Raw genomic sequence first — 25,768 nt, 5'->3', positions numbered from 1 at the left:
CGGTCTGCCCGGCTTTCTTTTTAGGATTCGGGGAAGAGGTTTATATCATGCTTCCAGCACCTTTTTGCCGGTAACTGGATCAGGGATATCAAGCAATGCCAGAATGATGGCCATGCGGATATACACGCCATTGTGCACTTGATCAAAGTAGGCGGCACGCGGGTCGTCATCCACATCCTTTTTGATCTCGTCGATGCGGGGCAGCGGATGCAGCACCGGCATATCCTGCGGTGCCTTCTGCAGCAGCGCTTCGTCCAGCTGGTAGCAGCCTTTCAGGCGCAGGTATTCTTCCTCGTTGAAAAAGCGCTCCTGCTGGATACGAGTCATGTACAGCACATCCAGATGCGGCAGCTCGGCTTCAAGGTCAGCCGTTTCCTTATAGATCTGATGGGTCGGCTCCAGCGATTCATTCTTCACATACTGCGGCAGGCGCAGATCTTCCGGCGAGATGAACACGAACCGGTTGCCCTCAAACTGACTCAGCGCAGCGGTCAGGGAGTGGACCGTGCGGCCAAACTTGAGGTCGCCGCAGAAGCCGATAGTCAAATGATCCAGCCGCCCCTTGCGCTGGCGGATCGTCATGAGGTCGATCATCGTCTGGCTGGGATGCGCGTGCCCACCGTCGCCTGCATTGATCACCGGCACACGTGCAGAAAGGGATGCCCGCAGCGGTGCGCCCTCTTTGGGGTGGCGCATGGCGATCACATCGGCGTAGTTGCTCACCACGCGGGCGGTGTCCTCCACCGTCTCGCCCTTGCTGGCGGAAGAAAGCTGTGCCCCTGCAAAGCCCAGTGTCTTGCCGCCCAGCCGCAGCATGGCCGATTCAAACGAAAGGCGGGTGCGGGTGGAAGGCTCGTAGAACAGGGTGGCCAGAATGCGCCCATCGCACAGGTGGGCATAGGGTGCCGGGTTGGCCTCCATCCGGTCGGCAAGATCCAGAAGGGCCAGCTGCTCTTCCAGAGAAAAGCTGTTGGGCTCAATAAAGTGTCTCACAGCCATTCTCCTTTCAGCACGAACTTCTCGCGCTCGGCTCCGGTGGAGACGAACTGGATCTCATGGCCCAGCTGCTTTTCCAGAAATTCCACGTAAGCCTTGGCCTCTTTGGGCAGCTCATCCCAGCTCTTGCAGCCGGAGATATCCTTGTTCCAGCCTGGCAGCGTAGTGACCACCGGCTTTACACGGTCAAGGTCGGACAGCGGGTCGAAGCTGGGGACTTGCACGCCATCCAATGTGTAACCGGTGATCACCGGGATCTCTTTCATGCTGCTGAGCACATCCAGCTTCGTCAGGGCGATCTTGTCTGCGCCCTGACAGGTAAGGCCGTAGCGGCTGGCCACACAGTCGAAGGGGCCGACACGGCGCGGACGGCCGGTGGCCGCACCATACTCGCCGCCTGCCTTGCGCAGCTGTTCATTCCAGTCCTCGCTCATGGCGTTCTCGGCGGCAAAGGGGCCTGCACCCACGCAGGTGGAGTAGGCTTTCAGCACGCCCACCACATGGTCAAGACGGCAGTTCGGAATGCCTGCGCCCAGCGGCGCATAGGCTGCCAGCGTGTTGGAGCTGGAAGTGAACGGGAAGATACCGTAATCGATATCGCGCATGGCACCCAGCTGGGCTTCCAGCACGATGCGCTTGCCGCTGTCGTGAGCCTGCTGCAAAAATGCACCCACATCACAGATATATGGTGCAAACTGTCCGGCCTGCATCCGGCACCATTCCAGCAGAGCATCGTAGCTCATGGGTTCCTGATGATAGCAGCCACCCAGCTCCAGATTCTTGGATTCCAGGATCATGTGCAGGCGGTCCTGCACGCGCTTTTCGTCCAGATGCAGCAGATCGCCCAGACGCAGGGTCTTTTTGCGGTATTTGTCGCTGTAGGCGTAGGCAATGCCGCGGCGGGTAGAACCAAAGGCCGCACCCTTCTGGGCAAGGCGGTCCTCTTCCAAGCCGTCCTGCACCTTGTGCCACGGCATGGAGATGGTGGCCTTATCTGAAAGTTTCAGGTTTTCTGAGCCTACCTTTACGCCGCGCTCCTCAATGGCATCCATTTCTCCGGCCAGATGGTCGAGGTCGATCACCATGCCCGCACCCAGTACACAGACAACGTCCGGGTGCAGGATGCCGGAGGGCAGCAGGTTCAGAATGAACTTGCCCTGCTCCGTTACAACGGTGTGGCCGGCATTGTTGCCGCCCTGATAGCGGGCAACAACATCGGCATGTTCGGCTAACAGATCGATGACGCGGCCCTTGCCCTCATCGCCCCAATTGATACCAGTAACTGCGGTAAGCATAACTTCTTATTTACCTTCTTTTTCGTTGTTTACAATAGCCTGTACCTTGGTAGGCAGACCATACTTTTGAATTCCCTCTTGCAATTTTTGATTGCGGTGTTATTATACTAGCAAGCAGAGAATGTGTAAAAAGTATCCTGCACATGATCACGATACGAAATTGACATGAAAGAGGGCACGCCGCCATGTATGTGGACTGGGAATATTACAAAATCTTTTATTATGTCGCGAAATATCAGAATTTCACCAAAGCCGCGCGGGTGCTGGGCAACAACCAGCCCAACATCACCCACTCGATGAACCGGCTGGAAAGCCAGCTGAATTGCGTACTGTTCATCCGCTCCAACCGCGGCGTTACCCTTACCCCGGAGGGTGAACTGCTTTACTCCCGCATTGCATCTGCGGCGGTTCAGATTCAGGATGCAGAAGAAGAGCTGAGCGCCAGCGCCACGCTGGAACACGGTGCGATCAGCATCAGCGCTACCGAAACTGCGCTGAACATCTACCTTGCAGAAAAGCTGCGCGCCTTCCACACGGACTATCCCGGCATCCGCCTGCGCATCTCCAACCACTCCACGCCGCAGGCTTTGCAGGCCGTGAAAAACGGCGAGGTGGATTTTGCCGTCATCACCACCCCTGCCGAGGTGGAAAGCGGCCTGAAAATGGTGGAGCTGAAGCCCTTTTATGAGGTGCTTGTGGGCGGCAGGACCTTTACTGCCCTTGCCAGCCAGAACCTTTCGCTGAAGGAGCTGAACAATTATCCGCTGATCTCCCTGAGCGACGAAAGCATGACCCGCGCCTTTTACCGGCAGTTCTTTCTGGATCACGGTGCGGTGCTGAAGCCGGATACCGAGGCTGCCACCACCGACCAGATGCTGACCCTTGTCAAAAGTGAACTGGGCATTGCGTTCCTGCCCCAGCCCATGGCACAGGATGCACTGGCCCGCGGTGAGATCGTGCAGCTGCATCTGCAGGAGATCATCCCTCAGCGCTCCATCTGCCTTGTGTACGACCATCACCGCCCGCTGAACACGGCAGCCCGCAAGTTCCAGCAGATGCTGACCAAGGCGGCCCCCAAATGTCCGGAACACAGATAACCGCCGGGCCTTTCCCTGCAAACTGATCTATACGGGACTGTTGCAAAATAGCTCTCTGAAAAAACAATGCACAAAACCCGGAACCTTTTCACAGCCAAAACGGCTTAATAAGGCTCCGGGTTTTTGATTTTGTGCTATTTCTTTGTGCAAGTTGCTATCGCATTTTTATTTTGCAACAGTCCCCTGTTTTATTTTTACTTTTCCTGGATCTGTTTGCCGGTGAGGTGCTCAATGGTGATCTCGTAAAGCTGCACGGCCTTGATGTCCAGCGCAATTTCCTTTTCCACCTCTTCCTTGCCGGGGTAATACTTCATGCCAAGCTCCCGCACGCGGGCCTCGGTAGCAGCGGCATCGTCGATCAGATGGCAGCGGCCAAACACCACGGTGCTCTGCACATAAGGTGCCCAGTCGCCCGGCTCAAAGTGTTCGTTGCCGTAAACGGTAAAGCATACCTTATCATTCTGTTTCAGCGCGTCCACCTTCTGGCCGGACTTTGCACCGTGGAAGTAGATTTTGTCGTGCTCCTGATCGTAGTAATAATTTACCGGGATCGCAAAGGGATAGCCGTTGTCGCCGTTCACTGCCAGCACGCCCCGCCGGGACTGCTGCAGCAGGTGCTTTGCAGCTTCTTCCGGGATGGCGCGGCTGGCTCTTCTCATGGGTCTGAACATTTTTGTTTCCTCCATGTATCGCAGGTTTGCGGTGCGCACTCATGCACCCTTGATAATGCGGATGAGGGTCTTATCCAGCTGGATGGTGCGGTTCCACGGGTTCAGGATGATGCCGCTGATCTCCGGCACGGCAAGCGCTGCATCAAACAGCTTTTCCATATCCACAAGAAAGGTGGACTGCACCGGCTCGGCTCCCTTCATTTCCTCGTCAAAGCTGGTGAATGCATACCACCAGCTTGCGCCGTCGGCCGTCCGGATGGCCCGCAGCTGCATCTGTTCACTGCCCAAATTGGGCTCCACCGCCACGACAAGCTGGCCATGCTCCTTTATGCGCCGCCGGATCACGGTAAGGGTGTGGGCCAGCTGTTCCTGTGTGGGCTCCTGCTGCAGGGCGGCTACCGCCTGCTCGATCTTTTCGTTGCCGTTCAGGCCCTTGTCTCTGGGTTGATTCATTGAGGTTGGTTCCTTTCTATTGTATTTTGGCAGAGGGAATAAGCGCAGCTCATCACAGCAGCAGATCGAACAGGCCGATCATTACCGGCATAGACACAATGGAAAGCAGAGTGGTCAGCACATACAGCGCGCTGGAATGCGCCGCATCGCGGTCATAGAGCTGAGCCATGGAGGTAACAGTAGCACAGGCAGGGGTGATGGCGGCAAGGTAGACCGTCATCAGGATGTTCTTGCCGTCGGCCACCCAGCTGGATGCATGGCAGACCCACAGCAGCACCAGAACCACCAGCGGGCATACCACCAGACGCAGCACTGTGGGCAGATAGTTGCGGCGGGTGCAGAACACCTCCCACAGCGGCTTTTCTGCAATGGCCATACCGGCCAGCAGCATGCCCATCGGTCCCATCATGTTGCCCACTGTGCTCATGGTATTCTGCAGCGGTGCAGGCAGCACCACACGGAACCAGTACAGCAGTGCACCGGCTGCAATGGCGATCATGTTGATATTGGTGAGCACCTTTTTCCAGTCCAGCGCACTGCTGCCCTGCAAAAGGGAACTGGCGTGGGTCCACAGCAGCACCAGCTGCACAATGATGAATGCGCAGGAGTAAATGACATACGCATCGCCCATCAGAGCCTTGACCAACGGGATCACCAGTGCAGCGGCGTTGCTGTAGATCACATTCACCTGTTCCACGGCATCCAGCTTGAGCGGGCGGCTCAACAGGGCGCTGAGCACCAGCAGCACTACATGGATAGCCGCAGCAATCGCCATGGAGTACAAAAGGCCCTTGCGGATCTCCGGCGTATCGTCGATCTGGAATGCGTTGATGATCACGCAGGGCGTGACCAGATACACCATGACCACCGAGAGCACCCGGCTGTCGCTGGCCTTCAGCAGCCCTACCTTGACCACAGCATAGCCCATGATCAGAATGAGGAACAGCTGTGCGATCTGCTGCATCAATAACAGACTTATCTCCATTGTTTTTTCCTTTCCCCTTCCCTTTTTCAAAACCCAAAGGGAGAGCCGCCTTCCGCAAGGCAGCTCTCCCCTTTTTCTGATTTTATTTGCCGCTCGTCAGCCGCGCCACATGCAGCGCCAGATAGGCGGTTTCCTCGTTGGGCAAAAACACGCCGTACTTGCGCAGCACAAAGGTGCGTATTTTTTCCGCGCAGGTCACCGCTGCCGGATAATTCTGCTGCATCTGCTGGAACAAAAAGTCGTCTTCGCTGTCCATCAGCTTGCCGGAGAAGAACCGCTCGGCAAAATACTGCAGGTGGCTCACGAACCGCGCATAGTGGATGCTCTCGGTGCTCACCGGGCAGTGCATACTGTAGGTGACAATGTTGGACAGCTCACCGATCAGCTGCGCTGCCCGCATGGCATCGTAGCCGGCCTGCGGGTCCTGCCGGGCGTTGACGATATGGAAGGCGATGTTGCCTGCCTCTTCGTCCGGCAGCTCGATGCCAAGCTTTGCCTTTACCTTCTGCAGGCCGCGCTGGCCCACCGCGTACTCCTTGGGATAAAAATGCTTGATTTCCCAGAAGATGCGGTTGGTCACCACAAGACCCTTTTGCTGGCGCTCCACTGCAAAATGCAGGTGGTCGGTCAGCAGCAGATAGATGTGCGCCGAAAGCTTGACTCCCAGCGACTGCTCTGCGTCGTCCACAATGTCCTGCGTCAGTTCCAGATAGGATGCCGGAATGCTGGAAAACAGCTCCAGCATAGGCTGTGCGTCCGGGTTGGACAATGGAAGGAACACGCGGTCTGAGGGCTGCCGTTCAATGGGCTCGCCCGCCTTGCGGCCATAGCCGATGCCCTTGCCCAGCAGGATGGATTCCTCGCCGCTGTCATCCTGCACCAGCACAACGCTGCTGTTCAGCACCTTCTGAATGTGCATCGGTCCCTCCTCCTTCCGTTGAACCCTTAAGACTGCCGCTTAGTCCAGATCTTCGCCGTTGGAAGCAATGACCTTCTTGTACCAGTAGAAGCTGTCCTTACGGCTGCGGGCCAGAGTACCGTTGCCCAGATCATCCTGATCCACATAGATAAAGCCATAGCGCTTGGACATCTGGTTGGTGGATGCAGAGATCAGGTCGATGGGTGCCCATGTGGTGTAGCCCCACATCTCAACACCCTCATCGATGGCCTTGCCCATTTCGCTGATGTGCTGGCGGAAGTACTCTACACGGTAGGGGTCGTGGATGGAGCCGTCGGCCTCCACCACATCCTTGGCACCCATGCCGTTCTCCACCACCATCAGCGGCTTGCGGTAACGGTCGTACAGCTCGATCAGGCTGTAGCGCAGGCCCTTGGGGTCGATCTGCCAGCCCCAGTCGGTGGAGGGCAGATACGGGTTCTTGACACCCAGCACGGTGTTGCCGGGGGTACGCTCTGCGTTCGGGTCCACAGACTCGGTCATGGTCATATAGTAGCTGCAGGAAACAAAGTCCACACAGCCTGCCTTCAGGGTGGCGGCATCCTCGGGCAGCATTTCCACATGGATGCCCTTGCGCTCGAACATCTTGAGGATCAGGCGGGGGTACTCGCCCCAGACATGCACATCGGCATAGAACAGATTTTCCAGATTCTTTGCCTGAGTAGCCAGTTCATCATCGGGTGCGCAGGTGCGGGCATAGGTGGTGAGCTTGGTCAGCATGCAGCCCACCTTGCTGCCGGGGATGATCTCGTGGCAGTCCTTTACTACCATAGCGCTGGCCACCAGCTGGTGGTGCAGGGCCTGATAGCAGGTCTCCAGCATCTTATCCTCGGGCACGCGGCTGGGGATGATGCCGGCGGTGGTGAACGGGTGACGGATCACGCTGTCCACCTCGTTGAAGGTGAGCCAGTACTTGACCTGATCCTTGTAGCGCTCAAAGCACGCATGGCAGAACTTTGCAAAGCAGTCGATTACGCGGCGATCCACCCAGCCATTGTACTTGGTGGCCAGTGCCAGCGGCATTTCGTAGTGGCTCAGCGTGACCAGCGGCTCGATGCCGTTCTTGTGCATCTCAGCGAACAGGTCGCTGTAGAACTGCAGGCCCTTTTCGTTCGGCTCTGCTTCCTCGCCGGTGGGGAAGATGCGGGTCCATGCAATGGAAACGCGCAGCATGGTAAAGCCCATCTCGGCAAACAGCTTCAGGTCTTCTTTGTAATGATGGTAGAAGTCGATGCCGCGGCGCTTGGGATAATAGGTATCATCCGGGTCGGCCATGGCGGCAGCAATGTGTGCGTCGTCCATGGCAACATGGGACTTGTAATCCTTCACGTCGGTGTTGGGCTTGTAGGTGGCAACATCGGCCACACTGGGGCCTTTGCCATCCACGTTCCATGCGCCCTCTACCTGGTTCGCGGCAACAGCGCCGCCCCAGAAAAAGCCTTTGGGGAAACTCATTTATTTGCCTCCAGTTTCAGCAGTGCGGCACCGGGCACCACAGCGCCCTCGGCCACAGTCTTGATGGTGAACTCATCGGCGTTGGTCACGACGATGGGGGTAGTTACATCATAACCGTCTGCTTTGATTCCGTCAAGGTCAAACTTCATCAGCAGCTGGCCCTTCTTGACAGTCTCGCCGTCCTTGACCTGCGGATCAAAGCCCTTGCCGTCGCGCTTGACGGTATCCATGCCGATGTGCATGAGCAGTTCAGCACCGGCATTGGTCTTCATGGAGATGGCGTGCTTGGTGCCGAACACGGACTCGATCACGCCGTCAGCGGGAGCGTACAGCTCACCCTTCTCGGGCACCACGGCAATGCCGTCGCCCAGGATCTTCTGGGAGAAAACTTCATCCTTGACCTCTTCCAGAGCAATGGCCTTGCCCTGCAGGGGGCTGCTGATGGTGGAATCCGCAGCTGCTGCGTCTGCAGCAGTCTCGGGAGCGGGTGCAGCGGTCTCATCCTCTGCGGGGGTCTCGTCCTTATACAGGAAGAAGGACAGTGCGAAGGAGGCCACAACAGAGATTACCAGACCAACTGCAGCCCACAGGATGTTCTTGCCGTTATCCGGGTCAACGAACATGGCCATGCCAGCCAGACCGGGGCCCATGGCAACGAATGCCTTGACCTTCATCAGGCCAACGAACAGACCGCCGATGAAGCTGGAGGCCACAACGGACATCATGACCTTCTTGTGCTGCAGGGTAACACCGTACAGAGCAGGCTCGGTGATGCCGAACAGGCCGGAGATGCCAGCGGAAATTGCGGTAGCGCGCAGGTTCTCGTCCTTGGTCTTCAGTGCAACGCCGAGGCAGGCACCGCCCTCAGAGATGTTGTGTGCCAGAGAAGCAGGCATGTACAGCATTTCAAAGCCGGGGTCAGAAATAGAAGCAACTGCGTAGGGGACCAGAGCCTTATGCATGCCCATGGAGATCATGAAGGGCAGCACGGCAGCCAGCAGAGCAACGGCCAGCCAGCCCAGCGTGTTGTACAGAGCCAGGATCACGGTGGTCAGCAGAGCACCGATGTTGTAGCCCAGAGGTCCGAGGACGACCAGTGCCACAGGGAAGCCGATGCCGAAGCACAGCATGGGCACAAAGAACACGCGGATGGCCTTGGGGCACCACTTGTTGGCCCACTTTTCAATAAAGGACATGAAAATGACGGTCAGGATGGCCGGGAATACCTGTCCGCCATAAGCGATATTCTGCAGCTTGATGCCGAGGAAGTAAGCACCGCCCTCGGTAGCCAGCAGAGCGGAAACGCTGGGGTGGATCATGGCAGCAGCCAGAGCCACCGACACCAGCTTGTTGCAGTTGAACTTGGTTGCAGTGGTGAAGGCGACCATGACGGGCAGGTAGTACAGAGCTGCATCTGCCACGCCGACAAGCACCTTATAGGCGATATCTCCGCTGCTCATCAGGCCCAGAGTGCTCAGCAGCACCATCAGAGCCTTCAGAACGCCTGCACCTGCAATGGCGGGGACCAGCGGCTGGAAGATGCCGACCATGTAGTCCAGAATAATGCCGCCGATCTCTTTTTTGCCCTTGGGGGCAGCGGGAGCTGCAGCCTGACCTGCGTTGAAGGTGCCCAGCTTGAGCAGCTCATCGTACACTTCGATGACATCGTTGCCGATGACCACCTGACACTGCGGGCCGCTGGAAATAACGCCCATAACACCGGCAGTCTTTTTCAGGGCTGCAGCATCCACCTTGGAGGTGTCTGCCAGAGTGAAGCGCAGGCGGGTGGAGCAGTGCTCGACCTGCACAACGTTCTTCTCGCCGCCAACCAGACGCAGCACGTCGGAGGCAGTCTGCTTGTAGTTCTTCATTTTGTTCTCCTTTATCTTGTGTGTGGTGGCATTTCCCTGCCGCCCGGCCGAAGCGGACAAAAGAAAAAAGACCCAACAGAATGACCCCATGTACAATTTCTCCCGGAATCATAGTATCTGGCTACAATCCACCCAAAAGAAAAGGTATTCGTCATTCCGTCAGATCCTGCCTGCATTACCAGTAACATGTCCAACTGGATATTGTGGTATTAGTATATCAATCCTCTTTTCGTTTTTCAATATGACTTTTTCACAAAATAACTCTTAAAAAATTATGAAGTTCGCACATTCATTTGTTTTTTCACATAGCTGTCGGTGTGTGCTCGTGTACTCCTTTCACCGCCTGCACTGATGTCGGCCGCACATCTTGCGCACCGCGCCGCCGCTTGTTATAATAAGTGTAACGATCTGTTTATTACTTTTTACATACAGGAGGTACAATCCATGCGCATTGCTTACGAGACGATGCTGGCCGAATTTGAGCGGGTCCTGACCAAATACGGTTTCAGCCCAAAGCGTGCCCATGAAGCGGCCGAGATCTTTGCCCAGAACAGTCTGGCTGGCGTGTTCAGCCACGGGCTGAACCGCTTCCCCCGCGTGGTGGAATACCTGCGCAAGGGCGAGATTGATCCCGCCGCTGAGGCCGAGTGCATTGCCAGCTTTGGTGCCATGGAGCGCTGGGACGGCAAGCGCGGCTTTGGCCCTCTGAACGCCAAGCACGCCATGGACCGTGCCGTAGAGCTGGCACATCAGTTCGGTATTGGCATGGTGGCGCTGGGCAACAACAACCACTGGATGCGCGGCGGCACCTACGGCTGGCAGGCCGCAGACGCGGGCTGCATCGGCATCTGCTGGTCCAACACCTGCCCCAACATGCCTGCATGGGGCGCAAAGGACAACCACATCGGCAACAACCCGCTCATTCTGGCCGTGCCGCGCTCGAACGGGGAGCACATCATGGTGGATTGTGCCCTGAGCCAGTTCAGCTACGGCAAGCTGGAAACGATGCGTCTGGCCGGCAAACAGCTGCCTGTGGTAGGCGGCTACGATGCAGACGGCAGCCTGACCACCGACCCCGCTGCCATTGAAGAGACCCGCCGCATGATCCCCATTGGCTACTGGAAGGGCAGCGGTCTTTCCATCCTGCTGGATATGATCGGTACTATCCTGACGGGCGCAAACTCGGTGGCAACGATCGGCACCTTTGGCGATGAAGTGGGCCTGACCCAGATCATGATCGCCATTGATCCTGCAAAGTTCCAGTCCGCCGACCTCACCGATGCCGTCATTGATGCCATTGCCGCCGATGTGGCATCCAGTGAACCTGCAGAGCCGGGCCGTGAGGTGCGCTGCCCCGGCATAGGCGAGCACCGTAGCCGCAAGGAGAACATGGAGCTTGGCATCCCGGCAGCCGAGGAAAAGTGGGCCGAAGTTCTGGCGATGTGATGCAATGTTAAAAGGGGTGTCTCTCCGGCAGACAGAGAGACACCCCTTTTTATCTGTGGTTTTCCGCAAATATCCGGCCCAGCTGTGACAGGATATCATGCGGCAGCATTCCGTACTCGCCAAGCGCAGCAGCGGCACGGTCGGCAGCGGCACCGTGCAGATACACCGCGCAGGCCGCAGCTTCGTATGCAGGCAGGCCGCAGGCCAGCAGGGCCGCCGTCATACCGGCCAGTACATCTCCGCTGCCGCCCCGGGCAAGGCCTGGGTTTCCGGTAGGGTTTGTGCACACGCGGCCATCCGGTGCAGCCACCACGGTACGGCAGCCCTTGAGTACCACCACAGCGTTCCATTTTTCTGCATACTGGCAGGCAGTATTTTCACGATCCGCATTGATCTGCGCCGCCGAAAGCCCGGTGAGCCGGGCCATCTCGCCGGGGTGCGGGGTCACGATCAGCTCTCCCGCCGGGTGGGGGAGTGTTCCAAGATATGGCAGCAGCTGCGCGGCGGCGTTCAGGCCGTCCGCATCCAGCACCGCGCTGCCTGCAAAGCCGGGCAGCAGCCTTTGTACCAGTACGCGTGTCTCTGCCGCGCGGGCTGTGCTCTGGGCTGTACCGCCAAGGCCCGGGCCCAGCAGCAGCACCGTCGCCTTCTGGCGCTGGAACTGTGGAATGCTCTCCGGTGAGATGCCGCCTTCGGCCCCCGCCACGCAGGGACACAGGCAGCATTCCGGCAGGCGGGCCACCGCAGCTGCCAATACCGGCTCCACGCTGGCCAGCGTTACCATGCCCGCACCGGTGCGCAGCGCACCCTCGGCAGCAAGCAGGGCCGCACCTCGGTAATATGCGCTGCCTGCCACAGCCAACACGGTGCCAAAGCTGCCCTTGTGGCTGTCGCGCGGGCGCGGCGGGATGTTGTGCCAGACAAATTCGGATGTGATCTCGGTTGACATTTTATGCTTCCCCCTGCACCAGTTTGCGGATCTGCTTTTCCACATTCTGCACTTCCTCATGGAACATGCGGGCGGAGACACGCAGTGCGCCGTGGCCCAGAATGATGATCTGCTCCATGCCGTCGGAAGTAGCCACACGCACCCGCCGCCCCTTGCCGATCTCATGAGTAACGTGCTCGATGAACATATCGGCGGTTTCGGCTTCCTTGGTGTAGACCACATGGATATTATGGTACTGCTCAATGCTGCCGGGACTGCCCGGCACACGATAGGCATCGAATACAAGAATAAGATTGCACTTCTGGTAGCCCTGATAGTTGCACAGAATATCCATCAGTTTGTGACGGGCCGCTTCCAGACTGTCCTTTGCAAGGGCGTTCAGCTCATCCCACGCAAAGATGATATTGTAGCCGTCCACCAGCAGATATTCGGGCAGGATCTCCCACTGCTGGGCATCAAAATCCGGGCGTTCCCGCTTTTGCACCGGGCGGAATGCCGCCAGCGGGTCCCGTTTGATGGGGCCATAGGTGCGCTCGAAGATTTTGAGCAGCTCGGCATCCTCTTCCAGTGTTGCGCGGTAAGCCGCTGTCCGGCGCTGGGGCACGGTCTGCGTCTCCTGCTCCGGGCTTTTGCTTTTTCCCCAGCCGCTGTCCACATGCATGTGGCTGCGCACCTGATCCCAAGGCACCACAAAGCCCGCGCCATGGGCACAGAACACCGAATCTGCCGGGTTGTCAAGGTCGTGCTCCGGCTCGTAGCCCACAGCTTCAATGATCTCCGCCGCATTGTGGCAGGGCCGGTAGCCGTCCAGCGTCAGGGTCAGGTGTCCCCGGCCCCGGGTATAGCCCACCACCTCCATGGGGTAGCTGCGCATGGTGGCCACCGGTGCAAAACCGGTGAGCACAGCAGCCTCTTCCCCGCTTTCTGGCGGGTCAAAGCTGCCCTCCATGCGCTGGATATCGGTCATGGCACGGCCAAGGTTCTCCACCGGCACTTCCAGCCGAAAGGCATACCATGGCTCCAGCAGCTGGCTTTTGGCCAGCATCAGACCCTGCCGCACCGCGCGATAGGTGGCCTGCCGAAAATCTCCGCCCTCCGTGTGTTTAAGATGGGCGCGGCCCGCAATGAGGGTGATCTTCACGTCCGTCAGCGGCGCACCGGTCAGCACACCAAGGTGCTGCTTTTCTTCCAGATGGGTCAGCACAAGGCGCTGCCAGTTCTTGTCCAGCACTTCTTCCCGGCAGTCGGCGGCAAACTGCATCCCGCTGCCGCGGGGCAGGGGCTCCAGCTTGACATGCACCTCCGCATAGTGGCGCAGCGGCTCATAGTGGCCCACGCCCTCCATAGGCTCCGTGATGGTCTCCTTGTACAGAATGCCGCCGGGGCCGAACTCCACGTTCAGGCCAAAGCGCTCTGCCAACAAACTGCGCAGCACTTCCAGCTGCACCTCGCCCATGAGCTGCACATGGATTTCGCCCAAAGTCTCGTTCCATACCACATGGAGCTGCGGCTCCTCTTCTTCCAGCCGGTGCAGCTTGCCCAGTGCCGCGTGCACATCAGCCCCCTCCGGCAGCAGCACCTGATAGCTGAGCACCGGTTCCAGAACCGGCACATCGCTGTCGCGTTCCGCGCCAAGGCCCTCGCCCGGGCGCGCCTTGGTCAGGCCGGTGACGGCGCACACCTGCCCCGGGCCGATGGCTTCCGCCAGCGTATACTTTACGCCGGAGTACAGCCGCAGCTGGTTTGCCTTTTCCTCCCACGGCTCACCATCTGCTTCGCCGGAGAGCTGGGTCTTTACCTTCAGTTCGCCGCCAGTCACGCGCAGCCATGTCAGGCGCGTGCCCTGCTCATCCTGCGACACCTTAAACACCTTGGCGCCAAAGGCATCCAGCGCGGGAGCCGGACGGGTATAGCGGTCGATGCCGTCCATCAGAGCGTCCACGCTTTCCAGTGCATCGTTTTCGGTACGCCGCAGCGCCGAACCGAACCAGCACGGGAACACATGCCGGCGTGCAACGGCCGGGATGAGGTCCGCATCGGTCAACTGCCCGGCATCCAGCATCCGATCCATCAGGTTTTCGTCACACAGAGCCAGTGCTTCGTCCCGGTCGGCCTGCGGCACATCAAAGGCCACAAAGCCCTCGCCCAGACGGTGGTTCAGCTGGGCGAGCAGCTCTTCCCTGCTCTTGCCGGGCAGGTCCATCTTGTTCACGAACACAAAGGTGGGCACATGGTAGCGCCGCAGCAGCCGCCAGAGCGTCTCGGTGTGGCTCTGCACGCCGTCGGTGCCGCTTACCACCAGCACAGCATAGTCCAGCACCTGTAGGGTGCGCTCTGTCTCGGTGGAAAAATCCACATGTCCGGGGGTGTCCAGCAATGTGATATCCGTATTGCCCGCTGTTAACAGGGCCTGCTTGGAAAAGATGGTGATGCCGCGCGCTTTTTCAATCGTGTCGGTATCCAGAAAGGCATCCTTGTGATCCACGCGGCCCAGCTTGCGGATCGCGCCGGAGCGGTAGAGCATGGCTTCCGAAAGGGTGGTCTTGCCGGAGTCCACATGGGCAAGGATGCCCAGAACGATTTGTTTATGCGTTGTTTCCATCCGCTTCTCCTACAATCAAAAATTCATTTTTATTGTAGCACGGATGGGAAAAAAAGAAAAGTTTTTGATTTAGAATGGGGGTCGAAACCCAAAAGCGCAGTTTATCTTATCGGCTTTTCGCGTGAAAAAACAGCTCTGGAAAATCTGCGGATTTTCCAGAGCTGTAAATATAAGAATAACAATTCCGCTATTCATAGCCAAAGCGAACGCGTCGGCCATTTTAACGGTCAATTACTCCACAATGATGCTCTTGCCGGTCATTTCAGCAGGCACGGGCAGACCGATATACGGCAGCATGGTGGGAGCGATATCTGCCAGGCAGCCGCCCTCGCGCAGCTTCACATCGCCGCAGCCAACAGCCACAAAGGGCACCACGTTGGTGGTGTGTGCGGTGAAGGGGGTGCCGTCCGGGTTCATCATCTTCTCGGCGTTGCCGTGGTCGGCGGTGATGAAGGCGCAGCCGCCTGCGTTCAGCACAGCAGTGACCACCTGATCCACAGCGGTATCCACAGCCTCAACGGCCTTGACCGCAGCATCGAACACGCCGGTGTGGCCCACCATATCGCAGTTTGCGAAGTTCAGGATCACCACATCGTACTTGCCGCTCTCGATGCGCTTGACGCACTCGGCAGCAACCTCGGGGGCGCTCATCTCGGGCTTCAGGTCATAGGTGGCGACCTTCGGGCTGGGGATCACGCAGCGGTCCTCGCCCTCGTAGGGAGCCTCCACGCCGCCGTTGAAGAAGAAGGTGACGTGAGCGTACTTCTCGGTCTCGGCAATGCGCAGCTGAGTCTTGCCATTCTCGGACAGGTACTGGCCCAGAACGTTCTTCAGCTCCACAGGCGGATAGGCGACCTCGCAGTTGGGCATGGTGGCATCGTATTCGGCCATGCAGACATAGTTCACCTGCTTGCGGCCGCCGCGGCGCTCAAAGCCGGTGAACGCATCGTCGCAGAAGATGCGGGTCATCTGGCGGGCACGGTCGGGGCGGAAGTTCATGAAGATGACGGTGTCGCCATCCTGCACGCGGCCGCCCTCACAGGTGACGCAGGGCAGAACGAACTCATCGGTCTTGTCTGCTGCATAGGATGCCTCGATGGCCTCGGCAGCGTTGGCGGCATGATTACCCTCGCCGTAGACAAAGGCAGCATATGCCTTCTCTTCACGATCCCAGTTGTTATCGCGGTCCATGGCGTAGTAACGGCCGGAGACGCTGGCGATCTTGCCGATGCCCAGCTCGTCCAGCTTGGCCTGCAGATCGGCCAGGAAGCCCTTGCCGGAGTGCGGGTCGGTATCACGGCCATCGGTGATGCAGTGCAGGTAAATGTTCTTTGCACCCAGATGTTTTGCCATTTCCAGCACGCCGAACCAGTGGTCTGCGTGGCTGTGCACACCGCCGGTGCCCACCAGACCCATCAGATGGATGGCCTTGCCGGCATCGATGGCAGCCTTCATGTTCTTGACCAGAACCGGGTTCTGGAGCATCTCGCCGTCCTTGATGGACTTGGTAATGAGGGTGAGCTGCTGGTACACGATGCGGCCAGCGCCCATGTTGGTGTGGCCAACCTCAGAGTTGCCCATCTGGCCCTCGGGCAGACCGACGGCCATGCCGGAAGCGTTGATGGTGGTCATGGGATATTTTGCCATCAGAGCATCGAGGTGGGGTTTCTTTGCGGCGACTACGGCGTTGCCGAAGGTCTCCTCCGGCACCCAGCCGAAGCCATCCATGATGCACAGAAGAACAGGTTTCTTTGCCATAAAATTGAATCTCCTTTGAATTTAACAAATCAGCGCCCGGCACAGCGCTGGAAATGCGGCGCAGCCGGGCGCTGAAACAGCTGATTTAAACCGTCAATCAGCCCTTGGTGGCTGCGTTGACGATCACTGCAAAGTCGGGAGCCTTCAGGGATGCGCCGCCGATCAGGCCGCCGTCCACATCCTTTTTGCTCAGCAGCTCCTCGCAGTTCTTGGCGTTCATACTGCCGCCGTACTGGACAGTAGTAGCCTCGGCAACTGCCTCGCCGTACACCTCGCCGATCACCTTGCGGATCTGGCCGCAGACTTCCTCAGCCTGATCGGCGGTAGCGGTCTTGCCGGTGCCGATGGCCCAGATGGGCTCGTAAGCGATCACGACATTTGCCATCTGCTCAGCGGTCACATCACGCAGAGCGATCTTGGTCTGCATACGCACCAGCTCTTCGGTCACGCCCTCTTCGCGCTGCTGCAGGCTCTCGCCCACGCAGATGATGACCTTCAGACCGGCGTTCAGAGCAGCCAGAGCGCGCTTGTTCACGGTCTGGTCGGTCTCGGCGAAGTACTGGCGGCGCTCAGAGTGGCCCACAATGACGTACTCCACGCCCAGATCTACCAGCATGTCAGCGCTGATCTCGCCGGTAAAAGCGCCGGACTTCTCGAAGTGAACATTCTCAGCACCCACATGGATGTTGGTGCCCTTGGTCTTTTCCACAGCGGTGACCAGATCGGTATACGGGGTGCAGATGACCACCTCGCAGCCTGCGTCCTGCACGGCGGGGACCAGCTCATCCACCAGAACAGCAGCCTCGGAGGCAGTCTTGTTCATCTTCCAGTTGCCTGCAATGATAGCCTTACGCTTTGCCTTATCCATGATACTCTATCTCCTTTATTTACCTTCTATCGTGCAGAAAGCTCTGCACAAACAAAAAGATGCGGCGGCGCTAAAGCCGCCGCACCCATTATGATGCCGGGATCAGATTATGCGTTCTGAATAACTGCGATGCCGGGCAGCTCCTTGCCCTCCAGATACTCCAGAGAAGCGCCGCCGCCGGTGGAGATGTGGGTCATCTTGTCGCCCAGACCCATCTGCTGCACAGCTGCTGCGCTGTCGCCGCCGCCGATCACGGTGGTAGCATCGCTCTCAGCCATAGCCTTGGCAACTGCCAGAGTGCCAGCTGCCAGAGTGGGGTTCTCGAACACGCCCATGGGGCCGTTCCACACAACGGTCTTGGATGCCTTGACAGCATCGGCAAACAGCTTCATGGTCTCGGGGCCGATGTCGCAGCCTTCCATGTCAGCCGGGATCGCGGTGACGGGAACAACAGTGGTCTCAACAGGAGCGTCGATGGGATCGGGGAAGTCCTTGATGCAGACAGCATCAACGGGCAGCAGCAGCTTCACGCCCTTCTCCTGAGCCTTGGCCATCATCTCCTTGCAGTAATCCAGCTTGGAATCGTCGCACAGGCTCTTGCCGACCTCGTAGCCCTGAGCCTTGACGAAGGTGTAAGCCATGCCGCCGCCGATGATCAGGGTATCGACCTTCTCCAGCAGGTTGGAGATAACATTCAGCTTGTCTGCGACCTTTGCGCCGCCCAGAATAGCAGTGAAGGGACGAACGGGATCGTTCACAGCGTTGCCCAGATACTTAATCTCCTTCTCCATCAGGTAGCCGACAGCGGTGTCCTTGATGAAGTCGGTGACACCTGCAGTGGAGCAGTGTGCACGGTGGCAGCTGCCGAATGCATCGTCAACATATGCATCAGCCAGAGAAGCCAGCTCTTCGCTGAACTCAGGCATGTTCTTGGTCTCTTCCTTGCGGAAACGGGTGTTCTGCAGCAGAACGACATCTCCGTTGTTCATGGCAGCAACAGCAGCCTTTGCGTTCTCGCCCACAACGTTGTCGTCGTCAGCAAACACAACGGTCTTGCCCAGCTTTGCGCTCAGAGCCACAGCAACGGGTGCCAGGCTGAACTTTGCCTCGGGGCCGTTCTTGGGCTTGCCCAGATGGCTGCACAGGATGACCTTTGCGCCATCGTTGACCAGCTTCTGGATGGTGGGCAGAGCTGCGTTGATGCGGTTCTCGTTGGTGATCACACCGTCCTTCATCGGGACGTTGAAATCGCAACGGACAAGAACCTTCTTGCCGCAGTAGTTCTGATCGTCGATCGTCTTCTTACCTAAACCCATGGTAATAAACTCCTCTCAAGTTTTAATTTCTGAACTAGAGTTTCGCTCGCATTCGGGGGATCTTGCCCCGTTACTCTACTATTATAAACAAAAACCGTGCACATTGCAAGGCTGCAAGATAGATAATAGTTTAACAAACATTTGCCGCTGATGCACGGAAATGTGTGTATTTTGACCGAAAGCCGCAGCCTTACCGTGTTTTCCGGCAGAACATTCCGCAAATGCGGTCATACATTCCCCATATGAACTTCTAGTTCCGCTGATCCCGCTCAAAAATTGCTTCCACACCAGCATAGCCGCTCGCCTTATACTTCCTGAAAATTTTATTTCTCAGTCTGGTATGCTTCGTTGGCCGGTTCAGCTGCGTATTCACCTGAGCAATGTTAGAAAATTCGACCGGATAGCTTTCTATCTTCGCACCGTATTTCTCGACAAGGTGTTGTCCGCATTCCGTGTTTATCAGCAGGCAGGAAACGCCTTCTTTGCTATTGATCGTTCCTCCCTGTTCCACCAGAAGCTGCGGATCATATTTCTGAACGCCCCAATAATCTCCAACGGTAATGTCGCCCACACGCTGTCTTTGTGCGTAAGGGCATCAACAGCGACATCAAACACAGTTCCGCGCACAGCGCGTACCAGCTTGCACTGCGGATACTGTTTCTGGAAATCAGCTTTCGCTGTGGTGGGTTAAGTATAGAGCGCAACCAGAAGCCATTAACCCCTGAAAACACGCTGGCCGTAACGCACCATGACAAGCAGAAGCAAGTTGAGGTGAAAAGGTCAAGCCGCGCAAACCCGCATGAAATCAGGATTTTTTCTGGTTCCCCATATGCGGTTGTCAAGTAAGGAACAAAAATTTTTGCAAAAAAATAAGCCTTTCCGAGCCGAAACCGATACGGTTTCAAACTCAGAAAGACTTCTCTTGTTATTTTTTGATTTGAGCTTTTCTCTCCTTCTTGACGTGCGATAGCATTTGTGCTATCATATAAATAGAAAATCACATTGCCACTTTGGAGACAATATTCTAATGTATGAGATTGAATTTTACGAAACAGAAGATGGAAAGTGTCCTATCTGGGATTTTCTTGAAGCTTTACGCCTCAAGGCTCCTACCAATAAAGATGCACGGATACAGCACAAACAGGCAAGCCTCTACATTGAACTACTTCAGCAAAATGGAACCCACATGAATGCAGAGATTACGAAGCATCTTGACGATGACATTTGGGAGCTTCGCCCTGGAAACAATCGTGTATTCTACTTTTTCTATCAAAATAATACTTATGTACTACTTCATCAGTTTCGAAAGAAATCTCAAAAAACGCCTAAGCGCGAAATTGAGAAAGCAAAAGCAGAGCGCAACGACTATCTTCGCAGAAAGGAGACTGCTAAATTATGAAAACATGGAATGATTACAAAGAATACGTTCGTACTGTAGACCCTGAAACAGCAAAGGACATCAAAGAAACAGAGGAAGTGGCTGCAATTGTCACTGCCATGGTTGAGCAGCGGAATGCTCTTGGTCTAAGCCAACGCGAACTTGCTGCCATGTGCGGTCTGCCGCAATCCTCTGTTGCAAGAATCGAGTCCTGCAAAACAACGCCTAATCTCGGAACCCTCTTGAATATTTTCCAGCACCTCGGATTAACGCTTACTGTTTCTCCCGTCAATCCCACTGTGTAATTTCTTATCACGGAGTCTGCTTCATTCAGTAGGCTCCTTTTTCTTTGTCTGTACTAACATTCACTTTCATCTTTTCGAGTGAAATTATAACAGCATTTTTCTCCACGTCATATCATCCCTTAAATTGGCATTTTTCCTTGCCACCAATCATTTGCTTTCAATAGTTTTCAGTTCTTCAAGGTAATAGTCGCCATGATAGAATTTAGAAACATCCATATCAAGAGCTTCAATTACTCGACACGCCAAGCCAAAAGAACAGGTCAAAATACTTCTTTCCCCAGATTCCAGCCTTTGATATTGACGTAAGGTTATTTTTGCGCGATCAGCAACCTCTTGTTGCGTCAGCCTTAACACTTGTCGTTTTTCCGATAAGACAGCTGCTGCTGTTGGAATTATCGTTTGAAAGCCATCTAAAATTCCGGCACTCATAATATTGGCTCCCTTCGTCACGTCCATTTGGACGTATTATACGACCAAATGGACGTGATGTCAAGTTGTACATCTTTTAGGCGAGAAAGTACTTTATTCACCATTTTTGAGCGAAATGATAACTGCATTTTTCTCAGCATCATACCGCCCCTTAAATTGATGGTCTTTTCCTGCTGCCAGACCATTTGCCTCCAGCAACGCCTGAATGAACTGTATTCCGTTAATCATCATTCGGCACTGCCCATCGGTCAACAGCCTGTCTGGAACCTTAAAGGACATGGGATGTTCAGCGGTGCACGGAGTAATCACAATAGATTTCCGATCTTTTCTCTGCAAAACACAAATATAGGTCGGACTCCCAAGAACACGAATAACATCCTTTCCCACATTCATTCTTCGGCTTTCTGCCGGAATTGTCACCAGCAGATTCATAATTCGTCCAGAACTCATGTCAGCATTCCTTTCTCAACAACCTCACTGCCCGGTCGTTGTACATTTTCAGGCTGTTCCGGCAAATCTGGTAATGGTGTATTTTCTGAGTCTTCACCTTGCGGTATCGGTACTGAAGTAGTGCCTGCTTCCCGTTCAGTCTCATCCAATACTGCAGAGCCCTGATACCCAATAAAATCTTCAAACAGATTCATCTGATGGCCTGCAATGTAATCAGTATAAGATTTCCCGATCCGATCCTTATAGACATCCGGGAAGAATTTTATCTGTTTTTTCTTCATTTCGCCAGTAAGCGGGTCCGTATATTCCTGTGGCTTCGGTGTGAACATGATTGCTTCTTCCAAATCGAACAACATACAAAGGCCCTGATCAGAATTAGCCACCCGTCCAAGCACTTTATAGCGGCATTCACGGTTCCAACTCATGATTTTGAAGATATTTTCCACAAATTCCAAAGAGGTAATATCCTTATTCACCCAGTTTTCGTCCTTCTGTCTTGCCCATTCAACAGACGCGCTGTCTTCTTCCGGACACATAATCAATGCAAGCCGTTTCTTGTTTGGATGCAAAATCGGAAGAACATACTTGATTCCTTCAAAAAGCCGGATGCAGGCCATATTAAATTTCATAACGCCATACTTTATGCTCACTGCTGGCTTATTCAGCATGGAAAATTGTGTACGCGGCGGCAGCTCATACCCATCAAATTTTTCGTACTCCAGTTCTCTTTTATGTTCTTTTCGTATCTGCGTTAACTCACGAATCAAGGAGATTTCCCGAACGCTCAGTTCCTGATCCCTACCTTTTTCTTCCATTTCACAAATCCTCCTACATCGACATTAAAAGGTCATCCAGTTCACGTTGAACTTCATTTCTGCTTGGAATTGCACCAATCATGGGGTTTTCTACGACTTGGCCGGATTCCATCACATCACGGGCCGTAATGCTCTGAACCCACTTACGCCGATATAGCCTGCATTCCAGGTTCATCGAGTATCCCTCAGCCTGTTCATAATGATTTTTCCCAATCAAAATCCGGGACTCATCCAACTCAAAGAGCAGGAATTTTGCGTTTTCCCGTTCCTGGCAGATACCACGGCACTGGTAACGACAACTCCACTTCCAGTTCATTGCTTCAAATATCACCCCTGAAAATGCCCTGGATGAAAAGCTGCTGCAAATCTTATCCTTATTTCCCCAATGTATCGCTGTTGAAGCGTCAGGATTACTTTTTCGCAGGATCACGACTTGCAGAATCGGATGATAGAGCAGTTCCACATGCTCGCAGTCGTCCAAGCGGGTATGGCACGCTTTGCTGAAACAGATTCCATTTTTTGAGATTGTTATGACCGGGCTGCTCTGGTTGATAAAGCAAGTGCCTGAAACCGTCAGGTATTCAGATTGAAGTGCCTTTCCCAGCGTTGCCCCAGCCCTCATCTCTGCTATATCGTTCAGTTTCATCACCTCTTCCGGCAGATAAGCATTCAGGCAAAGGCTGCGGATGCTTTCGGCATTGATGCCGTTCCAGTTCGGATGGATACCCACAAAGCCTTTCAATGCTCCCTGCCGGATTACCACAATATCCTGCACCCCGCACTTCTTTTTGCTGGATGCCACAAGATGTGCAGCCCGTGCAATTTCCGGTGAAACAATCGCTTCGTGATGTTCTGGAACGTAGGCAGAGCAGCGATTTCCGTTATTCTTTGTGACCTTGCCCAGCTTGTAGTCCACCACGATACTCTTCCTAGCTTCCAGATCACCCCAGCGGCGTTCATTTTTCATGATGTTTGCCACCATCATGCCATTCCACTCCTGCCTGCCACGCAGGGTGCTGCGCTTCTTCTGCGTCAGGATCATTGCAATCTGTTCGTAATCATAGCCCTGAATAAACGCCAGAAAGATAAAACGTACCGTCTTTGCTTCTTCCGGCTCAATCACAAGCTGTCCATCCTTCGTATGCCGATACCCCATCAGGTCAGCCACTGGGTACTGGCCTGTCATAATACGCTGGTCATACGAAAGGATCATCCGGCGGCTCTTGTTGCCCGATTCCCAATCCGCCAGAAGTGCCTGTATATCGAGGTTGTACTGGCTATTCGGGTTAAGCGTGTAGATATTTTCGGTTTCAAAGTACACACCGATGGGATGTGCCGGGTGCATGGTTTTCAATGCTGCGATCTGCGTCATACAATCCGAAAAATTCCGGGCAAACCGCGAAATGCTGGCACAGATAATCAAATCCATCTTCTGGTCTTTGGCATCTCGCATCATTCGCTTAAACGCATCACGTTTCCGCAGTGAAGTACCCGATTTTCCTTCATCGCTGTAAATATCCTGCAAATTCCAGTTTTCCGTTTCTGCAATCTTTTTGGTGTAATATAGAGTCTGGTTTTCAATGGAAGAAATCTGTTCTTCGCTGGAAGTGCTGACACGGGCATAAACGGCTACACGCTTCAGGTCGCTGTCGTAAATCGACGGTGTCGGTTTCGCTGGACGAAAGTAGTCTTTTGCCGTTTTCTGGCCCTGTTCTGCCTGCTTATGGATTCTGTCGCGAATCTCTGCTTTTCGCCTTTCAGATTCCAGATGTCGGCTTTGCCAATCCGCCCCACTCGGCAGCACTTCAACGTTTTCTGCTAGGATGTATTCTGCGTTCATTTTTCTTCAGCCTTTGTCATTTCATCTTCCAGTCGGATTCTCCACTCAAGATAATCTTTCCTTCGGATCGATGTATATTTTTCAGCCAATTCTTTCAGGCTCTGTCGTTGGTTATCAACATCAAGAATGGTGTCGATTCTCTGGTCGTCGTCATCCGTAACAACGTCCACTCGAATCTGCATGTCAAACAGATATTGCAGCAAAAAACAGAAATCACAGGTGTTTGCTGCAAGGTAGGCTCTTGTCTGCGAGAAAATCAGATTGACTTTTCCTTTTTTGCAGTCCTGAAGCAGATGTACCATTTCTGGGCGCTTGTAAATTTCCTTATTTCCTGTGATGTCAATATAGACACCAACCAGCCTTTTATCTGCATCATCCCTGAATTTTTCAGCATAATAGGAACTATGATAGGCCACCGCTGCATCCTTAGAGCGTTCCCACAGTTTTGCAAGTTTCACATAGCCGCCGACCTTATACTTACGATTCATTCATAGTACCTTCTTCCGACTGAACACTCCAATACCATCTCCGCTTTTTCTGGTAGCAGTGGATTCCCATTTCCGTTTTTACCATCCGTGCTACTCGTTTGCTGACACCCTCATTGTCCAGTCGGCAATACATTTCATTCGCGCTCATATCACCTTTTTCAAGGAAACGCTTGATCCAGTAGACAGCTTTCTGCTGTTCAGACTCAAATTTGGGTTCTGTGTCTTGCAGTTGTTTTTCATTGTATTGTGGTTTACATTCCAGCCACTGAAAGCCGCTTTCGGCAGAAATAGAGAAACGAATATCTTTTGCCGTAGGTGCAAGGCTGTTTTTGATTTGATGTACGATTCTTATGTCAGGGTTTTCTGTGTCCCGTTCCACCTGCAGAACACTTCGCGCCGCTGCCACAACGTCAATACTGCCGAGGCTGCGGTACAGCCCTTTGGAACCTTCTTTTTTATTAAGGTGTCCAATCAGAACGATGGCGCAATCATAGCCAGCAGCCCACATTCCAAGGCGGCGCATCAGCTTTCGCGCCCTGCCTGCGATCTGCAAATCGGAATCACTGCCAAGATAAGCCTGAATCGGGTCGATTACGACCAATCGCGGCCGGAATTCAATGATTGCCTGACGGATGCGCTCATCATCCAATGTAAGGCCGTTATAGACTTCTTCATTGATGAAAGCGATCTTCCTGCAGTCTGCTCCGCAACGCTCCAGACGAGGCTTTATCGTATCTGAAACACCATCCTCGGAGCATTGATAAATCACTTTTTGCGGCGCACCAATTTTGCACCCGTCAGGGGTCTTACCACCCGTTGAAAGTTCTGCAATCAGATTCATCATCATGGTGGATTTTCCATCTCCGGGATCACCCTGCAGCAGTGTGATTTTTCCGATTGCAATAAAGGGGTACCACAGCCACCGTACATCCGTTGACTGAACTTCGCTGTACAGCGTCAGTAACTGCTCCACTTTGTTCTCACCTGCCCCATTTTTGCAATTTCATTTTCTGCTTCCATTATACGCCTATCAGATTACTTTTTCTGTGAACCAGCAGTTCACTTGTTCCTCAAAATGTGAACTGCTGGTTCACATTTTTGTCTCAGAAGCCACCTATGCTAGAGAGGAAGATTAAGAATTCTGACCTCTATATGGATTGCCTTTTTGCTTCTTCTTGATTCATTTTTCCATAAGTCGAAGTATTCTTATGCGAGCCATACATCCAGCCTTTTCTTTATACAGTTCTTCAGACCGAAAATGGGTAGTCTGTGCCCCACTATGCAGCGCCAGTAGGCTTTTTTCTGCGTCTGCATCCGTTTTATCATGCAGTTCGATTCTATGC

Annotated in this window: 24 protein-coding genes and 1 pseudogene; 4 read left to right on the top strand and 21 right to left on the bottom strand. The window is 54.7% G+C overall.

Annotated features, from left to right (window positions below):
* Positions 1–45 precede the first annotated feature (45 nt).
* Both pyrB and GKG36_RS09185 read right to left on the bottom strand, forming a co-directional pair.
* A complete protein-coding gene (gene pyrB / locus GKG36_RS09190; RefSeq protein ID WP_154260368.1) occupies positions 46–999 on the bottom strand; it encodes an aspartate carbamoyltransferase in 954 nt (317 codons plus the stop codon).
* Positions 990–2,291 (bottom strand): adenylosuccinate synthase, encoded by a 1,302-nt coding sequence (locus GKG36_RS09185; RefSeq protein ID WP_154260366.1) that lies wholly within the window; start codon positions 2,289–2,291, stop codon positions 990–992. Before GKG36_RS09185 ends, pyrB begins: the two co-directional genes overlap by 10 nt.
* 185 nt (positions 2,292–2,476) lie before the next feature.
* On the opposite strand from GKG36_RS09185, the gene GKG36_RS09180 reads away from it, so the two are divergent.
* A complete protein-coding gene (locus tag GKG36_RS09180) occupies positions 2,477–3,388 on the top strand; it encodes a LysR family transcriptional regulator (protein ID WP_154260364.1) in 912 nt (303 codons plus the stop codon).
* A gap of 194 nt (positions 3,389–3,582) precedes the next feature.
* Here GKG36_RS09180 and GKG36_RS09175 read toward each other — a convergent pair whose 3' ends face one another.
* The 6 genes from GKG36_RS09175 to GKG36_RS09150 form a co-directional block, all read right to left on the bottom strand.
* On the bottom strand, positions 3,583–4,059 hold the full coding sequence (locus GKG36_RS09175; RefSeq protein ID WP_044954198.1) for a pyridoxamine 5'-phosphate oxidase family protein: 477 nt from the start codon (positions 4,057–4,059) through the stop codon (positions 3,583–3,585).
* A 39-nt stretch (positions 4,060–4,098) separates the two neighbouring features.
* Positions 4,099–4,512, bottom strand: a complete 414-nt coding sequence (locus tag GKG36_RS09170; RefSeq protein ID WP_097775308.1) for an SseB family protein — start codon at positions 4,510–4,512, stop codon at positions 4,099–4,101.
* 52 nt (positions 4,513–4,564) lie between these two features.
* The gene (locus GKG36_RS09165) at positions 4,565–5,497 is read right to left on the bottom strand and encodes an AEC family transporter (protein WP_154260362.1); all 933 of its coding nucleotides are present in this window, start codon (positions 5,495–5,497) and stop codon (positions 4,565–4,567) included.
* 82 nt (positions 5,498–5,579) lie between these two features.
* A complete protein-coding gene (locus tag GKG36_RS09160; protein WP_005945634.1) occupies positions 5,580–6,416 on the bottom strand; it encodes a PRD domain-containing protein in 837 nt (278 codons plus the stop codon).
* A gap of 39 nt (positions 6,417–6,455) precedes the next feature.
* Positions 6,456–7,910, bottom strand: coding sequence for a glycoside hydrolase family 1 protein (locus tag GKG36_RS09155; RefSeq protein WP_120080156.1), 1,455 nt, complete (start codon positions 7,908–7,910; stop codon positions 6,456–6,458).
* A complete protein-coding gene (locus GKG36_RS09150; protein WP_154260360.1) occupies positions 7,907–9,781 on the bottom strand; it encodes a beta-glucoside-specific PTS transporter subunit IIABC in 1,875 nt (624 codons plus the stop codon). The genes GKG36_RS09155 and GKG36_RS09150 overlap by 4 nt, the downstream gene beginning before the upstream one ends.
* A gap of 444 nt (positions 9,782–10,225) precedes the next feature.
* On the opposite strand from GKG36_RS09150, the gene yiaK reads away from it, so the two are divergent.
* Positions 10,226–11,227 carry a 3-dehydro-L-gulonate 2-dehydrogenase gene (yiaK, locus tag GKG36_RS09145; protein ID WP_154260358.1) on the top strand — a complete coding sequence of 334 codons (1,002 nt, stop codon included), beginning with the start codon at positions 10,226–10,228 and terminating at the stop codon, positions 11,225–11,227.
* Positions 11,228–11,276: 49 nt separating this feature from the next.
* Here yiaK and GKG36_RS09140 read toward each other — a convergent pair whose 3' ends face one another.
* From GKG36_RS09140 to GKG36_RS09110, 7 genes and pseudogenes are all read right to left on the bottom strand, one after another.
* Positions 11,277–12,176, bottom strand: coding sequence for an NAD(P)H-hydrate dehydratase (locus GKG36_RS09140; protein WP_154260356.1), 900 nt, complete (start codon positions 12,174–12,176; stop codon positions 11,277–11,279).
* Between the two features lies 1 nt (position 12,177).
* Positions 12,178–14,778 (bottom strand): TetM/TetW/TetO/TetS family tetracycline resistance ribosomal protection protein, encoded by a 2,601-nt coding sequence (locus tag GKG36_RS09135; RefSeq protein ID WP_154260354.1) that lies wholly within the window; start codon positions 14,776–14,778, stop codon positions 12,178–12,180.
* A gap of 231 nt (positions 14,779–15,009) precedes the next feature.
* Positions 15,010–16,536: a 2,3-bisphosphoglycerate-independent phosphoglycerate mutase gene (gene gpmI, locus GKG36_RS09130; RefSeq protein WP_154260352.1), complete on the bottom strand. Its 1,527-nt coding sequence runs from the start codon at positions 16,534–16,536 to the stop codon at positions 15,010–15,012.
* Between the two features lie 97 nt (positions 16,537–16,633).
* Positions 16,634–17,404: a triose-phosphate isomerase gene (gene tpiA / locus GKG36_RS09125; RefSeq protein WP_005945612.1), complete on the bottom strand. Its 771-nt coding sequence runs from the start codon at positions 17,402–17,404 to the stop codon at positions 16,634–16,636.
* 107 nt (positions 17,405–17,511) lie between these two features.
* Positions 17,512–18,720, bottom strand: coding sequence for a phosphoglycerate kinase (locus GKG36_RS09120; protein WP_005945608.1), 1,209 nt, complete (start codon positions 18,718–18,720; stop codon positions 17,512–17,514).
* A gap of 250 nt (positions 18,721–18,970) precedes the next feature.
* Complete coding sequence (locus tag GKG36_RS09115; RefSeq protein WP_154260350.1) at positions 18,971–19,291, bottom strand: Coenzyme F420 hydrogenase/dehydrogenase, beta subunit C-terminal domain; 321 nt, start codon at positions 19,289–19,291, stop codon at positions 18,971–18,973.
* A gap of 23 nt (positions 19,292–19,314) precedes the next feature.
* Positions 19,315–19,386 (bottom strand): annotated as a pseudogene (locus GKG36_RS09110) (dTDP-4-dehydrorhamnose 3,5-epimerase); the annotation flags it as partial.
* 361 nt (positions 19,387–19,747) lie between these two features.
* On the opposite strand from GKG36_RS09110, the gene GKG36_RS09105 reads away from it, so the two are divergent.
* On the top strand, positions 19,748–20,119 hold the full coding sequence (locus GKG36_RS09105; RefSeq protein WP_154260348.1) for a type II toxin-antitoxin system RelE/ParE family toxin: 372 nt from the start codon (positions 19,748–19,750) through the stop codon (positions 20,117–20,119).
* Complete coding sequence (locus tag GKG36_RS09100) at positions 20,116–20,403, top strand: helix-turn-helix transcriptional regulator (RefSeq protein WP_118552672.1); 288 nt, start codon at positions 20,116–20,118, stop codon at positions 20,401–20,403. The genes GKG36_RS09105 and GKG36_RS09100 overlap by 4 nt, the downstream gene beginning before the upstream one ends.
* A 147-nt stretch (positions 20,404–20,550) precedes the next feature.
* On the opposite strand, the gene GKG36_RS09095 is transcribed toward GKG36_RS09100, so the two are convergent.
* The 6 genes from GKG36_RS09095 to GKG36_RS09070 all read right to left on the bottom strand — a co-directional run bounded on the left by GKG36_RS09095 (position 20,551) and on the right by GKG36_RS09070 (position 25,398).
* Positions 20,551–20,832: a helix-turn-helix transcriptional regulator gene (locus tag GKG36_RS09095; RefSeq protein ID WP_173012938.1), complete on the bottom strand. Its 282-nt coding sequence runs from the start codon at positions 20,830–20,832 to the stop codon at positions 20,551–20,553.
* 93 nt (positions 20,833–20,925) lie between these two features.
* A complete protein-coding gene (locus tag GKG36_RS09090) occupies positions 20,926–21,282 on the bottom strand; it encodes a hypothetical protein (RefSeq protein WP_154260345.1) in 357 nt (118 codons plus the stop codon).
* Complete coding sequence (locus GKG36_RS09085; protein WP_154260343.1) at positions 21,279–22,097, bottom strand: hypothetical protein; 819 nt, start codon at positions 22,095–22,097, stop codon at positions 21,279–21,281. Before GKG36_RS09085 ends, GKG36_RS09090 begins: the two co-directional genes overlap by 4 nt.
* 13 nt (positions 22,098–22,110) lie before the next feature.
* Complete coding sequence (locus tag GKG36_RS09080) at positions 22,111–23,937, bottom strand: recombinase family protein (RefSeq protein WP_154260341.1); 1,827 nt, start codon at positions 23,935–23,937, stop codon at positions 22,111–22,113.
* Positions 23,934–24,425, bottom strand: coding sequence for a hypothetical protein (locus GKG36_RS09075; RefSeq protein ID WP_154260339.1), 492 nt, complete (start codon positions 24,423–24,425; stop codon positions 23,934–23,936). Before GKG36_RS09075 ends, GKG36_RS09080 begins: the two co-directional genes overlap by 4 nt.
* Positions 24,415–25,398 (bottom strand): AAA family ATPase, encoded by a 984-nt coding sequence (locus GKG36_RS09070; RefSeq protein WP_154260337.1) that lies wholly within the window; start codon positions 25,396–25,398, stop codon positions 24,415–24,417. The genes GKG36_RS09075 and GKG36_RS09070 overlap by 11 nt, the downstream gene beginning before the upstream one ends.
* Positions 25,399–25,768: the final 370 nt, after the last annotated feature.

This window comes from Faecalibacterium sp. BIOML-A1 (genome assembly GCF_009679715.1).
GTDB classification, from domain to species: domain Bacteria; phylum Bacillota; class Clostridia; order Oscillospirales; family Ruminococcaceae; genus Faecalibacterium; species Faecalibacterium taiwanense.
The sequence above is the reverse complement of the archived record's forward strand: the minus strand, read 5'-3'. Positions and strand labels throughout refer to the sequence as shown.

Coding starts and splice junctions, on each gene's coding strand:
- pyrB (WP_154260368.1), bottom strand. CDS start 999: ATGGCTGTGAGACACTTTATTGAGCCCAACAGCTTTTCTCTGGAAGAG.
- GKG36_RS09185 (WP_154260366.1), bottom strand. CDS start 2,291: ATGCTTACCGCAGTTACTGGTATCAATTGGGGCGATGAGGGCAAGGGC.
- GKG36_RS09180 (WP_154260364.1), top strand. CDS start 2,477: ATGTATGTGGACTGGGAATATTACAAAATCTTTTATTATGTCGCGAAA.
- GKG36_RS09175 (WP_044954198.1), bottom strand. CDS start 4,059: ATGTTCAGACCCATGAGAAGAGCCAGCCGCGCCATCCCGGAAGAAGCT.
- GKG36_RS09170 (WP_097775308.1), bottom strand. CDS start 4,512: ATGAATCAACCCAGAGACAAGGGCCTGAACGGCAACGAAAAGATCGAG.
- GKG36_RS09165 (WP_154260362.1), bottom strand. CDS start 5,497: ATGGAGATAAGTCTGTTATTGATGCAGCAGATCGCACAGCTGTTCCTC.
- GKG36_RS09160 (WP_005945634.1), bottom strand. CDS start 6,416: ATGCACATTCAGAAGGTGCTGAACAGCAGCGTTGTGCTGGTGCAGGAT.
- GKG36_RS09155 (WP_120080156.1), bottom strand. CDS start 7,910: ATGAGTTTCCCCAAAGGCTTTTTCTGGGGCGGCGCTGTTGCCGCGAAC.
- GKG36_RS09150 (WP_154260360.1), bottom strand. CDS start 9,781: ATGAAGAACTACAAGCAGACTGCCTCCGACGTGCTGCGTCTGGTTGGC.
- yiaK (WP_154260358.1), top strand. CDS start 10,226: ATGCGCATTGCTTACGAGACGATGCTGGCCGAATTTGAGCGGGTCCTG.
- GKG36_RS09140 (WP_154260356.1), bottom strand. CDS start 12,176: ATGTCAACCGAGATCACATCCGAATTTGTCTGGCACAACATCCCGCCG.
- GKG36_RS09135 (WP_154260354.1), bottom strand. CDS start 14,778: ATGGAAACAACGCATAAACAAATCGTTCTGGGCATCCTTGCCCATGTG.
- gpmI (WP_154260352.1), bottom strand. CDS start 16,536: ATGGCAAAGAAACCTGTTCTTCTGTGCATCATGGATGGCTTCGGCTGG.
- tpiA (WP_005945612.1), bottom strand. CDS start 17,404: ATGGATAAGGCAAAGCGTAAGGCTATCATTGCAGGCAACTGGAAGATG.
- GKG36_RS09120 (WP_005945608.1), bottom strand. CDS start 18,720: ATGGGTTTAGGTAAGAAGACGATCGACGATCAGAACTACTGCGGCAAG.
- GKG36_RS09105 (WP_154260348.1), top strand. CDS start 19,748: ATGTATGAGATTGAATTTTACGAAACAGAAGATGGAAAGTGTCCTATC.
- GKG36_RS09100 (WP_118552672.1), top strand. CDS start 20,116: ATGAAAACATGGAATGATTACAAAGAATACGTTCGTACTGTAGACCCT.
- GKG36_RS09095 (WP_173012938.1), bottom strand. CDS start 20,832: ATGAGTGCCGGAATTTTAGATGGCTTTCAAACGATAATTCCAACAGCA.
- GKG36_RS09090 (WP_154260345.1), bottom strand. CDS start 21,282: ATGAGTTCTGGACGAATTATGAATCTGCTGGTGACAATTCCGGCAGAA.
- GKG36_RS09085 (WP_154260343.1), bottom strand. CDS start 22,097: ATGGAAGAAAAAGGTAGGGATCAGGAACTGAGCGTTCGGGAAATCTCC.
- GKG36_RS09080 (WP_154260341.1), bottom strand. CDS start 23,937: ATGAACGCAGAATACATCCTAGCAGAAAACGTTGAAGTGCTGCCGAGT.
- GKG36_RS09075 (WP_154260339.1), bottom strand. CDS start 24,425: ATGAATCGTAAGTATAAGGTCGGCGGCTATGTGAAACTTGCAAAACTG.